12 protein-coding genes are annotated in these 15,867 nt (G+C 43.1%); 4 read left to right on the top strand and 8 right to left on the bottom strand.

Annotation, left to right across the window (positions count from 1 at the left end):
• The first annotated feature begins 8 nt into the window (after positions 1-8).
• Positions 9-710 carry a 6-phosphogluconolactonase gene (gene pgl, locus H8S64_RS08795; protein ID WP_099293005.1) on the top strand — a complete coding sequence of 234 codons (702 nt, stop codon included), beginning with the start codon at positions 9-11 and terminating at the stop codon, positions 708-710.
• Between the two features lie 241 nt (positions 711-951).
• On the opposite strand, the gene rbp is transcribed toward pgl, so the two are convergent.
• From rbp to ettA, 8 genes are all read right to left on the bottom strand, one after another.
• The gene (gene rbp / locus H8S64_RS08800; RefSeq protein ID WP_099293007.1) at positions 952-1,302 is read right to left on the bottom strand and encodes an RNA-binding regulator; all 351 of its coding nucleotides are present in this window, start codon (positions 1,300-1,302) and stop codon (positions 952-954) included.
• A gap of 293 nt (positions 1,303-1,595) precedes the next feature.
• Positions 1,596-1,784: a hypothetical protein gene (locus H8S64_RS08805; protein WP_099293009.1), complete on the bottom strand. Its 189-nt coding sequence runs from the start codon at positions 1,782-1,784 to the stop codon at positions 1,596-1,598.
• Between the two features lie 84 nt (positions 1,785-1,868).
• Entirely contained in the window at positions 1,869-2,696 is an 828-nt protein-coding gene (locus H8S64_RS08810; protein ID WP_186975762.1) for a leucine-rich repeat domain-containing protein, read from the bottom strand.
• A gap of 408 nt (positions 2,697-3,104) precedes the next feature.
• Positions 3,105-3,788, bottom strand: coding sequence for a tyrosine-protein phosphatase (locus H8S64_RS08815; RefSeq protein WP_186975763.1), 684 nt, complete (start codon positions 3,786-3,788; stop codon positions 3,105-3,107).
• A 2-nt stretch (positions 3,789-3,790) separates the two neighbouring features.
• Entirely contained in the window at positions 3,791-6,109 is a 2,319-nt protein-coding gene (locus tag H8S64_RS08820; RefSeq protein ID WP_186975764.1) for a GumC family protein, read from the bottom strand.
• 56 nt (positions 6,110-6,165) lie between these two features.
• Positions 6,166-6,933 carry a polysaccharide biosynthesis/export family protein gene (locus H8S64_RS08825; RefSeq protein WP_186975765.1) on the bottom strand — a complete coding sequence of 256 codons (768 nt, stop codon included), beginning with the start codon at positions 6,931-6,933 and terminating at the stop codon, positions 6,166-6,168.
• A 454-nt stretch (positions 6,934-7,387) separates the two neighbouring features.
• On the bottom strand, positions 7,388-8,206 hold the full coding sequence (locus tag H8S64_RS08830; protein ID WP_141560976.1) for a hypothetical protein: 819 nt from the start codon (positions 8,204-8,206) through the stop codon (positions 7,388-7,390).
• 12 nt (positions 8,207-8,218) lie between these two features.
• Complete coding sequence (gene ettA / locus H8S64_RS08835) at positions 8,219-9,892, bottom strand: energy-dependent translational throttle protein EttA (protein ID WP_099293021.1); 1,674 nt, start codon at positions 9,890-9,892, stop codon at positions 8,219-8,221.
• Positions 9,893-10,390: 498 nt separating this feature from the next.
• Here ettA and H8S64_RS08840 point away from each other — a divergent pair, with 498 nt between their 5' ends.
• The 3 genes from H8S64_RS08840 (at position 10,391) to H8S64_RS08850 (ending at position 15,864) form a co-directional block, all read left to right on the top strand.
• On the top strand, positions 10,391-10,981 hold the full coding sequence (locus H8S64_RS08840) for an RNA polymerase sigma-70 factor (RefSeq protein WP_186975766.1): 591 nt from the start codon (positions 10,391-10,393) through the stop codon (positions 10,979-10,981).
• Between the two features lie 85 nt (positions 10,982-11,066).
• Positions 11,067-12,134: a FecR family protein gene (locus H8S64_RS08845; RefSeq protein WP_186975767.1), complete on the top strand. Its 1,068-nt coding sequence runs from the start codon at positions 11,067-11,069 to the stop codon at positions 12,132-12,134.
• Between the two features lie 112 nt (positions 12,135-12,246).
• Entirely contained in the window at positions 12,247-15,864 is a 3,618-nt protein-coding gene (locus H8S64_RS08850) for a SusC/RagA family TonB-linked outer membrane protein (RefSeq protein WP_186975768.1), read from the top strand.
• The last annotated feature ends 3 nt before the right edge of the window (positions 15,865-15,867 follow it).

Consider the following 15,867-nt stretch of genomic DNA (forward strand, 5'->3'; position numbering starts at 1 on the left):
CATATATCATGAAAATAGAAACTTATAAAACACCGGAAGAAGCGTTGCGTGCAACCAGCGAAGCGCTTGTCGCGGTGATAAAAAAAAGTAAGTCAAAGCCTTTCCACTTGGCTCTGTCCGGGGGTAGCACGGCACAAGCGCTGTTCAAGTTATGGGTAAAAGAATACAAAGAAATTATCCCGTGGAACAACATTCGTTTCTACTGGGTGGATGAACGTTGCGTGGCGCCGGACGAGGACGAAAGCAACTACAAGCATGCCGATCAGTTGCTATTTATCCCGCTGGAGATACCCGCGAACCATATTCACCGTATCTGGGGAGAACAAGAACCCAAGGTTGAAGCGGAACGCTACTCGGAAATGGTAAAATGGGAACTTCCGGGTTATTCCACCGCCCCCCGTTTCGATTGTGTTATCCTCGGTGTAGGCACGGACGGACACGTGGCTTCCATATTCCCCAATGACATGAACTTGCTCACGGATCGTCGCGTATATGCCGTATCCCAACACCCTATCACGGGACAACAACGCATCACCATGACCGGAACCGTTATCTTGAAAAGTTCCGCTATACTGGTTCCCGTTATCGGTAAAGAAAAACAGGAAATCATGGAACAAATCATCCGCAAGGCAAAAGAATACCCCGCGTCATATATCCTCGCCCATTCACCCGCGGTAATGGTTTTCACGGATAGAGAAGTAAGTATATAGGAAGAGAATAGGGGGTAATAAGGGAACAAAGACGTTTCACCTTCGATACAAAGACGTTTCAAAGACGTTCACGAGCGTCTTTGAAACGTTTTTGATTTGATACTATACCCGCATTGAATTCTTTCTTGAATAGTTCCTCAACAGAATATCAACGGAAACAGGGAGGAACACTACTATTTCCACAAAAAATAAACGGTAACTTCCGCTACCGTTTATTAATATATCTTGTCCCAATGACAAATTAGTATCTTCTCTCGAAGCTACGTCCGCCGCCACCGTTTCCGCTGCGACGATCACGTCCGCCACCACCGCCACGGTTAAAACCACCGCGATTTCCGGCAGGTCTGTCCGTTCTCGGTTTAGCCACGTTCACGCTGATTACCTTGCCGTCATATTCAGCTTGGTTCAACTCGTCGATAGCTTTTTGTCCTTGTACATCGTCAGACATTTCCACGAAACCAAAACCTCTTGAACGTCCGGTCTCTCTGTCCATGATTACTTTTGCTGAAGAAACTTCACCGTATTCCTCGAATAATTCTTTTAAGTCACTGTCACTCACTTCGTAACTTAGATTTGAAATGTAAATGTTCATTAATACAAACTTTAAAATAATTAATAAATGCTTTTGAGGTTGAATAATTGCCTAAGGAAAGTCTGCTTAACGATACATTTAAAATACGATGAAAGGCAAACACTCTGTAATCAAATCAAAACTCAAATATCACTGCAAATTTACAATAATTATTCAAACAAACAATACTACAAGAAAAAAAAGTCTATAAAGTCAATCAAGTACAAATATTTTCGGATAAAACACCGTAATTCAATCCTTTATCGACTTTACAGACCTATTTTAGCCCAACCTGATAAAGACGATAAAACGATTTATTTTTTGCATTTTCTCTTTAAACCGTCGCCTTTCTCTCTCTCTAATTCGGTCTTGTCAAATTGTCGTTGTGGCATCTGGTTTTCTCCTACCCAACTCTTGTCCTGCTTGGAAGGGATATTCTTCTCCGCGTGCCGATTCACTTTCTTCCCTTCATTCTCCCGATCATTTTTCTCTTTCTCCTTCATAATACCTCCGTTTTAAGTTGATAAATCTCACGAGTTACCCCATGGATAACCTACCTTATAAACGAAAAAAAGAGAAAACATGTTTCATCTCACGGCAACGTTCACCCGAACATTACTCCCGTTGGATATCATGTAGTCATCCCAACGTTCTTTTTGCTTGGGAGTCAATGTCAATTCCAAAGATTGTCCGGTCACACCGTCCGAGGTCTGATTACCGCAGAAAAGCCGGAACCCCTTCCCCTCAGGCATAACAGTCGCATCCAAACGAGTAATAAAATTGCCATAACAATACAAAGTCCTCAACGAAGTGCACCCGGACAAGTCCAACCCCGAGAGGTGATCGTTATGGCAATATAGTTCTTTCAACGCCGCACATCCCTTCACGTACAACGTCACGAGGGAAGTATTATCGTGGCACCTTAGGCAAACCAAAGACTTACATCCCGACACATTCAGCTCCACGAGCGGAGTATTGTAACAATACAACTTCTCCAATGACGTACACCCGTTCACGTTCAAGGAAACAAGCGAGGCGTTATGATTACAGTACAATTCTTTTAGCGAGCTACATCCCGATACATCCAGCGAAGCAAGAGGAGTGTAATAACAAGTCAACTTTTCCAGTGAAGTGAAATACTTGATGCCTTCCAGCGACACGATATTCTTTCTACCTACACTAAGCCACGTGACTTTCGCGGCCTCTGCCGGAATAATGTACCCTTTTTCATCGGCACATCCCAGTTCAATACAAAATTTCCGGAATACCGTGTCCGGAATCAAAAAACTTTCCTCACCCGTGTACAACACCGCGGCATCCGTAGAAATAACATCCGCTGTACTTTCGTTCGCGTTCACGCGTAATATCATCAACAATACCAGAATCCCTGTTATTAATGTACACTTCCTTATCATTATTTTATCGTTTTCATTTTCAATATCTTAACAACACTCACTGGACATTGAGAAATAAATGCAACCAGCTCCCGAACCGACCGTGAGCGAATAAATAAACCATCGTTTATTACGATTGTCAACAAACATGTGTTGTGAGAATGGATAATTTTGTAACTTATTATTTACTAGGAGTAAAAAATAATCAATTAACATTGTCGATTATCAGAATTATTAATATTTTTGCAAATAAATAAACGATCGTTTATTTATAGTCAGAATTTCCAAGAATTACAAAATTTTATTCTTAACCGATAACACTTTATCGTGTGAAAATCAAGCGTCAACAGACAATCAAAATTCCTCGACCGATACACGAGAAGTAGGAGGAGCCCAAACATTCAAAAAAGTAATATTCGAAAAAAGAAATTAAAAAAAGGCTCCCCCTATTAGTTTTTCCAACAACATCTCCTGCCGCAAATTGTGAATATCCCCGGCGTAATAATCCACCAACCCCGTACCGTATAATTTCCGAGCACCCGTTAGTGCTTCTTTCCCGTAATATCCGGCAAACGAGAGTAAGTTTACTTGAATCTTACACCCTAGTAACTTCAAGTGTTCACAATGCTTTACTATGTCACCCGCGTAAAAAGAATAACGCTCCGGATGTGCCATCACAGGCACGTACCCACTACCCCGCAGTCTGAAAATAATTTCCTCCGCATGTACCGATGGAGCCACGAAACTATGCTCAACCAGCACCTCCCCCGCGGCAGAAGCAATAATCTCGTTTTGTTCCAATAACCCCAACATAAACTCACCCATACGATATTCAGCTCCCATATCCACGGCTATATCTATTCCCTCTTGTACAAGACGCGACTTCAATAACACGAACATACTCCCGATATCCCCGCGGCTATTCATCAACGCAGGAAACGCCACATGCGGAGTACAAGTCAAACAACACAAACCCGCCGCCACCATTCGACGAATAATCAAAATTGCTTCATCCATGGTACGTACACCGTCATCCAAAGCAGGCAAAACGTGCGAGTGTACATCCCGCTTGTAGTCAAAAACAAATTTCCGGTGACGCTTGAGGAACAACATATCTATTCGTTTACATTTTCTTTGTTATACCCGTAACCATAACCGTAGCCATACCCGTAACCGTATCCTCCCGCATCCGCACGTAAATCATTCAGCACGATTCCCATATCGGGCAGACGTCCTTCACCGTTTATCGCGGCGACCAACCTTAACGCCTCCTTTTTTAACATATTCGCCCGCACCACGTACACGCAGGCATCCGCCCACTTGCCCAAGGCAAACCCTTCAGCAAGCATCCCTACCGGGGGAGTATCCAGTATGATACAATCATACCGCTGCTTCATATTTTCCAATAATGCTCCCATCCGTTCCCCGGCAAGCAATTGAACCGGATTGGGCGGTACCGCGCCACCGAACAAAACATCCAGATGTTCTTCCACCGGACAAATCAAGCTTGCCAAGTCGCCCTCTATCCCTGCCAAGTAAGCGGATAAACCTTTGGTATTATTCTCTCCCAGAAACTTATGCAAACTGGGATTACGCAAATCACACCCCATCAACAACACCTTTTTACCCGTCTTCGCGTAAGCGTTTGACAAATGTGCCGCGATCAAAGACTTTCCTTCACCGGGAATGGTCGAAGTAACCATAACCACCGGACAAACCTTTTGCCGCAACATATAATTCAGCTTTTCCCGAATCAGATGCATGGATTCCGATTGCACGAAATCTTCCCGGGCGATTAATTTCTCCCCGGTCACCTCCGGGAATGAACCCAACAAAGGAACCTTGACATTTCTCTCGATATCTTCAATACTCCTCACCTTATTATCCAACATATCCCTCACCAACACGATTCCCGCGGGAAGCCCAATCCCCAGCATCAAACCGACCAGCAACAACATGGCCTTACGGGGAGATACCGGTCCTTCTCCCGCGTCGGGGTCTTCAATAATCTTCGCCGTCGGAACATACACCAGTTTAGCGATCTCCGCCTCCTCCCGTTTTTGCATCAAGAAAAGAAAAAGATTCTCTTTCAACTCTTGCTGCCGGGCTATCGCCCGATACTGTTTTTCCTGTGCGGGCACGGAAGTCAATCGCTTGTCAACGGAAAGGTTCTCCCGCTCTAACGTGTTTATCTTTATTTCCAAACCGTTCTCCACGTTACCCACCGCCTCGCGAATACTCTCCTTCATCTCTCGTAATTGCATATCCAATCCCGTCACGATAGGATTATCTTTCCGGGCACTAAGCAAAAGTTTATTTCTTCGCAACACCATTTCGTTGTAACGGGATATGCCGCTATTCATCCCCTCGTCCGAGATACCCAGATTCTCGGGGAGCAAACCGAACTCGTTCCCTTCCCTTTTTTCCAATAACTCCCGGATGCTACGCGCTACATCGAACTCGGTCTGCAACTTCAACAATTCCGTCCCCGTCAATTTCTTACGCTCCATCACGAACTCGGCATCAGAAGCAAGATTGGTCAACTTATTCGTTCGCTTGAAACGCTCGGCATCATCCTCTATCGTGCCCAATTCCCGGTTAATCACTTCAAGTCGGGCATTGATAAACTCCACCGTCTTGGCGGAAACAACCTGTTTGTCCGCCACCCCGTTTTCGTTGTAACGATCTATCAGTGCCCGGATCAGCTCCTTTCCCCGTTGCGGCACGACATCTTTAACCGACAAAAGAAGCGCGTTCGTGTTCTTGTCCAAAGGTGACACCTCCAGTTTCTTGTAAAAATTCTTCGTTGCCGAATCGTAGGAATACAAATCCACCCGCACCCGTTCCACCTTCTCCGCGGAGTACACCTCACTCCTCTCCACGGATATAGCGTAATCACCAACCGGAATCCGTTCCGAAAAACGCCCCTCATGCACAACTTTCCCGTCCGAGGCTGTCACAGAAATCGTCGTATCACTCGTCAACGTCACGAAAAAACAAGTGTCTTTTATCAACTCGGGACGATCGACCAACACGTTTACAGGAGAATCCTTGTATAACTCTGTCCCCCTCAAGACACTTTCACGACTGTAACAAATATTCAACTCCAAATCACATACCGTCTCCCGCATTAAATTCTTGGACTGCAACTCTATCAATTCATTTTCCACGTATTTATCCCCTTGGAAAAATCCCATTTCCTTCATCATCATGCTAGTGCCTAACTCCCCTTTCTTCGTGTCGCTGATCATCACTTTACTCGTCACGTTATACACGGGTTCCTGCATCATGCAGTAAATCAATACTGCCCCCACGCACAAAGGCACAGACACGAGAAACCACCGCCACCGCGCGATAATCTTGTAAAACAACATCCTTAAATCAATCGTTTCTTCCTGTTCAGGCACATAGACCTCATTACCATTCACGTTCATACACTCTCGTTTCATTAAAACTAAAAAATACAACCAACCCGGAGAAAACCTTTCACCTATCTAAGTATCAACGCGAGTACCGTCACTAATGTCGACACACTGGACAAAACGTAAGGCAAAAAAGTTCCCGCATTACCTCCCGCGATACGCCCCCTGCTAGGCTCCACGTAAACCACATCATTCTGCTGCAAATAAAAAAACGGGGAATAAACAAGATTCGCCGAAGTCAAATCCAAACGGGCAAAAGTCTTCTCTTTCCCGTTCTCGCGCATAATCAGCACGTTTTTTCTCTTGGCATTAATCTGTAAATCCCCCGCCATGCCCAGCGCATCGAATATAGATACTCGCTCACTGGTCACTCTGTAACTGCCCGGACTCCGGACTTCGCCCAAAACAGTCACCTTGAAATTCTGGAAATGTATCGTCACTATCGGATTTTTCAAGTACATCGCTAATTTCATCTTCAGCATTTCCGACAATTCTACACGGGAAATACCGTCCACACGCAATTTCCCCAGCACGGGAAAATCAATATACCCCTCTTTATCCACGAGATAACCGGGAGCAACCTGTTGGTTGGTCGACGTCACGTCCCGCCCCAAGCCAATCATAGGAGTATTGAAAGGCAATGCCGCCTCCGTGTCATCACAAGAAACCACGATTGACAATAAATCATCAACGTGAATGACAGTCTTGTACTCGAAGTCCGATTCAAGTCGCTCATTTTCCTTCACATCCTGCAAATAGACAATCTCCTTGCTGGAACTGCATGAAAAACAAACGACCATACTCGCTACCACTACAAACCACTTATTCACAAACATATAACTCCTTCTTTTATGTAACATTCCACTATCATTAAACCAACGTTTTTTGAATGTTAAACAAATGAGGATTTGTGCGGCAAATAAAACAAGAGTTATTATTTACAATTCAATGATTACTAGAACACTAATAGTTAAGTAAGGATATATAACGAATAGTGATTTTAGACAGTTAATAATCGTTCAATTATTGAGCTACAAATATATATTTTTTTAAATACACTACGAACTATATTCCATATTTTATATATTCATTTTCATCAACCAAAAGTGTATATCTTTTAACAAAACAAGCTATGACGGCACATTTACAAACGAACATCACAACAAAAAATGCTCTTTATTTCAAGAAATTCAACACACATATTTGAAAATATTCACAAAAATAATACCGTTCCCACTCAACTCTAATATCCGATTTGAATGGAAACGGCACACGTAACTATATTTTCTCTCAAACTACATCACAAGTATCAAATCCCGGCCTCTTGAAAGTACGGGCATTAGGGAAAAAAGCCTCTATATCATTTTCTAACTGTTCCAACAATACAATCATACGGGATGCCTCCCTCTCAAAGTCAGATATGTTATCCCGTATCACCGTCCATGCTGTACAAGATATCTCAACGGCTAATAACGTCACTTTCGCCGAACCGTTGTAATCCTCCTCTTCCTGCGTGGCGTTTATTTTATCCGCGTAAAGGAAGTACCCGCAAAGGGCCCGTTTCATCTTGGAACGAATCAAATCCATGTACCAGTTCACCTCCAATAAAGCATCCTCCACCTCACGCGTCCGCGGAAACTCACCCTCTTTCTTTTTTTCCGTTTCAAAATACTGGTAAATCTCCTCTTGACACTTATCTGCCAAAGAATGATAGATTTGCTCACATTTCATCATATCCTCACTCTCCACCTGCCTTGCCACTTCCTCATCCTGATCCTCCAAATCCTCGTAATCTTCTCCCCAGAATCCACGGTCTACCTTCTCCGCCGAATAAATATCCTCTATTCCCACTCCTCGCTCGTCCGCCAATTCCCGTAACACGTCAAATGTCGAATCAAAAATATTCTTTAGACGGGCTAACGCGGATTCGTCGTCGTCAGGCATCTCCTCCCCTAAATTTACCCTCGTCTTTTCCTTCAACTTCTTTCCCATCGTGTAACTCATGCATCGAAGCTGAAATTTACATCGTTCACACCATCTGTCGCAATAATTGTAGATACCCGGCACAAAGCCGTTATCTACAATCTTTTTTTCTTTTTTCTTTGGCACGGTCTTGTTATCTTATCCGATTAATTTTTTATATCGTATACGCTTCGGGGTCACATCCCCCAATCGCTTCTTCTTACTTTCCTCGTATTCAGAGTAACTTCCCTCGAAATAAACTACCTTCGAATCGCCCTCGAACGCCAGAATATGCGTGGCAATGCGATCCAAGAACCAACGATCATGCGAAACGACCACGGCACACCCCGCGAAGTTTTCCAGACCTTCCTCCAATGCCCTCAACGTGTTCACGTCAATATCATTCGTGGGCTCATCAAGCAACAACACGTTGGCATCCTCTTTCAACGCCAAAGCCAAATGCAAGCGATTCCGTTCACCACCGGACAAAACCCCGCACTTCTTTTCCTGATCTGTCCCGGAGAAATTAAACTTGGACACATAAGCCCGGGCATTTACCTCCCGTCCACCAAGATTAATCATATCGCTTCCCCCGGAAATCACCTGATAAACGCTTTTATCGGGATCAATAGCCTTATGCTGCTGGTCCACGTAAGCGATTTTCACCGTCGGTCCCACCTCAAAATCCCCTTTATCCGGAGTCTCTACACCCATTATCAGGCGGAACAAAGTAGTCTTTCCCGCACCGTTAGGCCCGATCACCCCGACAATACCGGCAGGCGGCAACTGGAATTCCAGATCATCAAACAGCACTTTATCACCGTAAGCCTTAGCCACGTGTGCCGCCTCGATCACCTTGTTGCCCAAGCGGGGACCGTTCGGTATAAATATTTCAAGTTTATCTTCTTTCTCTTTCACATCCTCGTCCATCATCCGGTCGTAAGCCTTCAAACGGGCTTTACTCTTTGCCTGACGGGCTTTCGGCGCCATACGCACCCATTCCAACTCCCTTTCCAGAGTCTTTCTCCGTTTGCTTGCCTGCTTCTCCTCCTGCTCCAAACGTTTCGTTTTCTGTTCCAACCAAGAGGAATAGTTACCTTCCCATGGAATTCCCTCTCCCCGGTCTAACTCCAAAATCCAACCCGCCACGTTATCCAAGAAATAACGATCGTGCGTGACACAAATCACAGTACCGGCATACTGGTGCAGATGCTGCTCCAACCATTCTACCGACTCCGCGTCCAAGTGGTTCGTCGGCTCGTCGAGCAACAAAATATCGGGTTCCTGCAACAACAAACGGCACAATGCCACCCGTCGTCTTTCTCCACCCGACAGGTTTTTCACCAAGGCATCCGGCTCCGGACAACGCAAAGCGTCCATAGCCCGCTCCAACTTCTGGTCGATCTCCCAACCGCCGTGGTGTTCAATCAACTCGGTCAGTTCCCCTTGACGAGCCATCAACTTATCCATCTCGTCGTCACTCATCGGCTCGGCAAACTTCATGTTGACGTCCTCGTATTCCTTCAACAAATCCATCACTTGCTGCACCCCCTCCTGCACAACCTCCTTCACGGTCTTCGTGTCGTCAAGCTGAGGTTCTTGGGGTAAATAACCAATAGAATGTTCCTTCGACCAAATCACCTTACCCTCGTAATTCGGGTCTAACCCGGCGATAATCTTCAACAAAGTTGACTTACCCGAACCGTTCAAACCGATTACGCCAATCTTCGCCCCGTAAAAAAAGGATAAATAAATATCCTTTATAATCTTTCTTTGTGGCGGTATAGTCTTACTTACGCCCATCATGGAAAAAATAATCTTCTCGTCTGCCATATCAATAAACTACGCTATATTATGTTTCACATCTAACACACAACTAATTATCTTTAAAATGGATACAAAGGTATATTATATATTCAAATTAAAAAAATATACTTAACACCTTATACGAGATCAAAATAAAAATTGTTGCATTATTATCCGGAAATTTCCAAAAACAACACTTGAAAAAGTAAAAAAACGCCTCACCAAATAGCTGTCCAACACACAAGAAACAACTAATTTTCAACAAGATACACCACATTCATTATTTGTTTCAAAAAAAAGCATCAACATCCCCTATCATAATTTATAATATATATAATTAACAATAATTTAGACAAAAACAAACCGCAACATTTCAAAATATGGCTGTTTAGCCACATGATGGATTATTTGTGGTTAAAAAAACAAGAGAATGTTTACCCAAAATATTAAAATCATTATATATTTGTAAATTCACATCCCGAATAGTAATATTTTCGGGTGAACAATATGAAGAAATCGGCGTTTATGGATGATTATACAGATTGGGATGATATAAACAGCGAAGATGTCCTCGAAGGAAACACGGCTGCCTTTGAAGAATTATTCAAAAGGAATTATCAAACTTTATGCAATTATTGCCAAGGCATTGTTGCCGAACACGACAAAGCGGAAGATATCGTTCAAGACGTATTCGTGTACTTATGGAACAATCGCTCGTGTATAGACATAAAGGTTTCATTAAAACATTATTTGTATTCATCCGTTCGTCATGGCGCTCTAAAAGTTTTAAAACGCCAGTTAATGGAACAACGGCATTCCCCCCTATTGGCTGAATTCATTGCAAATCTCCAACAAACAGAATACACGGAAGAAGAAGTCATTGAAATAGAAAAGATGAAAAAAGCACTTGCCTCGCTTCCGCAACAATGTCGCAATATCTTTCTAATGAGTTGTGTCGACGAAAAAAGCTACAAACAAATCGCGGAAGAACTGAATATCTCCGTCAATACCGTGAAAACACATATCACGAAAGCCTATCGCATCATCCGATGTTATTTCAAGAATACCAGCCAGTTGCTAGTATTTATTGCATACTGTCGAAAGATTCAAAAATAAAAAACGCATTTTTTTCAAAAAAAGTCATTTTCAGAATCACCCATTTCCGACTCTTGATGCCCTTTATAGTAAATCAATAGCCAAAATGGATAAAAATAAGAAATTCATCATACACAGGGCTGCCAACTCCATGAAAGACGACCACTACAACATGGGAAAAGCATGGAAACAAGTAAAAGACAGAAGCATAAACAAATCGAACCGCTTCATAGCACTTCGCATTATAAAATACGCGGCATGTGCCCTGCTTATGATCGGTATTACCGTATACCTAATGTATAACAACACGACGGAAACCAAAATAACAAAAACTGCCTCCCTGCAACCGGGAAAAAACGAATGTTCCCAAGTAAGATTAGTATTGGCAAACGGGGAAGAAATCAGACTAAGCAAAAAACAAAAAACAATCAAGGTCGAAAAACTGGGCATGTCTTTTACCCGCGACAGCGTGAACGGACAATTGCAATACCGGAACAGTATCGACTCTCTAAACGGAGAAATTGAACTCCGTTACAACGAACTGCACGTACCGAAAGGTGCCGATTTCTACTTGAAACTCCCCGATGGTTCAAGCGTGAATATCAACTCGGAATCCAAGCTCCGCTTTCCCGTGCAGTTCTCGTCCCACAGCCGGGAAGTATATCTGGAAGGAGAAGCCTTTTTCCAAGTGGCAAAGGATTCAACCGCACCTTTCACGGTTCACGCCGGGGGCAAGGATATTACCGTTCTGGGAACAAAATTCAACGTCAGTGCCTATAACGACGACTCGAAGTGGATCACGACACTCGTGGAAGGCAAAGTCATGGTCACTCAACAAGACCGGAACGACATCCTGCACCCGTCTGAACAACTGACCGTCCATAAAGAAACGAACATCGTGGAAACGAGAACCGTGGACACGGAACTATACACCTCATGGATTGACGGCAAATTCTATTTTAAAGGCTACCGGTTCGAGGACATCGTGAAAAAACTCGAACGGTGGTATGACTTCAAAATGATTTACCGGAACGAGGAGATCAAGGACATGACCTTCCGGGGAACTATCGACAAACATCAACCCTTGGAGCAATTGTTACGTTATCTGGAAGAAACAACTAATATTCACTTTAATATTCAAGACAAGACAATTACAGTAAGTAGAACAGACTAAAAAAAGGAGTGCTATCGGCAAAAAAGCACCCCCTTTATTGTAAAAACCAAAACCTGTGAAAGCTACGGCAAATAGCTGTACAGGATTAATTATCACTTTAACGAACAAATTTATGAAAAAAAAAGCGTATGATCACACCTTTAACCTACAAGAAAGGTTAAAAAAAGGAGCTTTGCTCTGTGCATGTACCATTTTCTGGTTACTGGCAGGCATCTCCAACTCGAATGCCGCCACAACCCCGGAACAGGACAGCGTCAAATTCTCGAAACAGCAAATGATGATTGAACAAGTCTTCGACGCCATCACGAAACAATTGAAGTACGACGTCTTTTACAGCGAGAATGAACTCGAGGTAAAGAAAATGGTACAACTTCCCCGCTTGAAAATGGGATTGATTGAAGTACTAAATCTCGTTCTTCAAAAGGAATTCACGTACAGGTTCAACGGGAAAACCATCATCATCAGCCCCGCGAAAACCACTCCTGACCAACAAAACCCAATCCGGGGTATCGTGAAAGACGAGAACGGGGAACCCCTGCCGGGAGTAACCGTCCTCATCAAAGGCACAACTACCGGTGTCTCTACCAACGCCAAAGGTGAATTCACCATCGTCTCCCCCGAGAAACCGGAAGCCACCCTCCTAATCTTCTCGTTCGTCGGCATGGAAACCCAACAAGTCACCCCCAAAAGCGACTTCGTAACGGTCACGATGAAAGCCTCCGTCAACGAACTCGACGAAGTCATCGTTCGCACGGGTTACGAGAACATCGACAAACGGAAGCTGACGTCATCCGTCTATACGGTAAAAATGGAGGATATCATGGAGCCTCTTACAACAACATTAGATAAAATGTTACAAGGTAAAATTCCCGGCATGGCAGTTTTACAGATGAGTTCAACCGTGGGTGCCGCCCCGAAAATCCGCATACGTGGATCTTCCACTATCGTGGGAAGCCGCGAACCTCTTTGGGTACTGGATGGTATTGTGCTGGAAGACCCGGTTCCCCTTAAGCCGGAAGAACTGAATAGCATGGATCAAGTAAATTTGATAGGTAATGCCATCTCGGGTATAAACCCGGAAGATATTGAACAAATTGACGTATTAAAAGATGCTTCCGCTACCGCCTTGTACGGAAGTAAAGCTGCCAATGGCGTAATCATGATTACCACCAAGAGGGGTAAGTTTGGAAAACCTGCCATCCAGTATAGTATGTCTATGGGGTTCACGCATCGTCCGACAGTAAACCAAATGCACTTGATGAATTCTAAAGAAAGAATCGAAGTTTCCGAAGAGATGGTCGAGAAGGGATTACAGTTTGTTGATGACGGAATAACTGGTTCCGTGGGATACGAGGGACTTTTAGTTCAATTGTACGGGAATAAAATTAGCTATAGCCAATTTCAGAAAGAAGTAAAGAAAATGAAAGAACAAAATACTGATTGGTTTAAATATCTATTCCGAAATGCATTTAGCCATAATCACACGTTATCCGTTTCCGGGGCAAATGAAGCAATCAACTACTACTTCTCCGTGGGATATTCTAACGAAAGAGGATCATCTTTGAAAGAAAACGCTGAACGGTTTAATTTTAACACAAATCTCGACATCAAGATAAATGATAAAATGAATGCCGGTTTTGGTCTTAGTGCCTCTCATGGAGAAACCAATCGCCCCGCAGTAGACCTCTTTCAATATGCTTACACGACTTCCAGAGCTATTGCTCCCTATGACGAGGATGGATACTATAATTTCTATGAAATTGATACAGGATACGAGAATACTCCCTACAAGACTCCTAATTTGATTTACAATATCTTCAACGAACTGAATTCCACGAGCGGAACAAACAAATTATTGAGCTTGAATACAAGATTCAATTTCAGCTACAAAGTAGCTTCATGGTTAAGTTTAAGTGCTTTATGTTCTTATAATGTCAGTTCAAATTCAAGCGAGGATGTGGCAACCGAAGAGAGTTACGCCATATCATCTTTGAGAAGACTTGTCTACGGTTATCCGGTAATCGACCCTGCAAAAGAACCCAATTTTGCGACGAGTTGTGAATTGCCTTTCGGGGGAAAATTGGATAACTCTGATAACAAGAATACCAATTATTCCGCACGTTTTACCGCATCATTCCAAAAGACTTTCAATGACGTTCACGATTTTAGCCTTATGGGAGGATTAGATATGCGCAGCGCACATAGCGAAGGACATACCTCCACCTTATTAGGTTATTTGCCGGAACGCGGCAAAAAAAGCGTCGAAATCAATCCTCGCATATGGCTTGCTTACGGAACTCTATTGGAAAATAGCCGCCCCACAATTTCAGATAGCAAAAAGAATGAAATGTCCTATTTTGCATCCTTCTCTTATTGCTATGACGACCGGTATATTTTTAACGCAAATATAAGAGGAGATGCCAGCAATAAATTAGGACAAGATAAATCTGCCCGTTTTTTACCTATTTGGTCAGTTTCCGGTAGATGGAATATTGCCGACGAGGATTTCATGCAAAATGTCACATGGATGGAAGGACTAAATATTCATGCCTCTTATGGACTGCAGGGGAATGTAACCGAAGCTCATAACCCGAATATGGTAGCTAATGTCGGAAGTATGGACCCCGTATCCCAATACTACGAAAGTACCATAAATTCTCTTCCCAACAGAGGGCTCCGGTGGGAAAAAACAAGATCCTACAACATTGGTACAGATTTCTCTTTCTTCAATAAAAAATTAAATGCAACTTTTGAATACTATAACAAGAAAGGAAAAGACCAATTGCTCTCCACTACGATAGAATCAACCAACGGGGGTACCAGCGTCACCATCAATGACGGAAATATAATCAATTCCGGTTGGGATTTCTCCATATCCGCCACTCCGATTCGCTTGGAAAAGTTTAGCTGGAATTTAAGTTTGAATACAAGTAGAAGTTATAACAAAGTGACCAACTCGGGAGAAATGGATAAATATATTGTTAGCCAATACCTAGATGGTTCTCTTGTCAAAAACGGACGTTCATTAAATAGTTTTTATTCTTATCGTTACGGCGGACTGAACGAAAGAGGGGAAGCAACTTTCTTGGGAATATATGCCAAAGACGAAGAAGGCAATGTCATCATTTCATCCCAAGAAGAAGCCTTAAATAGTGCTTTGGTTTATAGTGGTAGACGGGAACCGCTATTTTCAGGCGGTTTGAGTACAAGTATTATGCTTTACAATTTTACATTAAATGCCTCCTTTGCTATGCAATTCGGTTCAAAAGTCCGTTTAAATGACCTATACGTGGATAATAGTCGTCTTCCCGGTCCCAGTGAAAATATGTCTGATGAATTTGTAACTCGTTGGAGAAAGCCGGGAGATGAAAAACATACTGATATTCCGAGGTTGACCGACGAAAGACTAACTCCCCCCGGATTATATTACCACAATGGGGGAGCTGCAACGATTGGAGATAACGTGTATGATTTTTACAATAACAGTGACTTACGTGTCGTATCCGGAAATTTTGTACGTTGTCGCTCACTCTCGTTATCTTATTATGTCCCTGCCTCCACTTTAAAACATTTATTTTTGAGAGGAGCATCATTAAGTTTCTCTGTCTCCAATCCATTTGTCATCAAAGCTAAAGGATTAAAAGGACGGGATCCCGAACAAGTAACCTTAGGTAGTGGCTCGATACCACCGCAAAAGAATTTCAGTTTTAGTTTGAATGTAACCTTCTAAATA

Source organism: Butyricimonas hominis (assembly GCF_014287455.1).
Taxonomy (GTDB): domain Bacteria; phylum Bacteroidota; class Bacteroidia; order Bacteroidales; family Marinifilaceae; genus Butyricimonas; species Butyricimonas muris.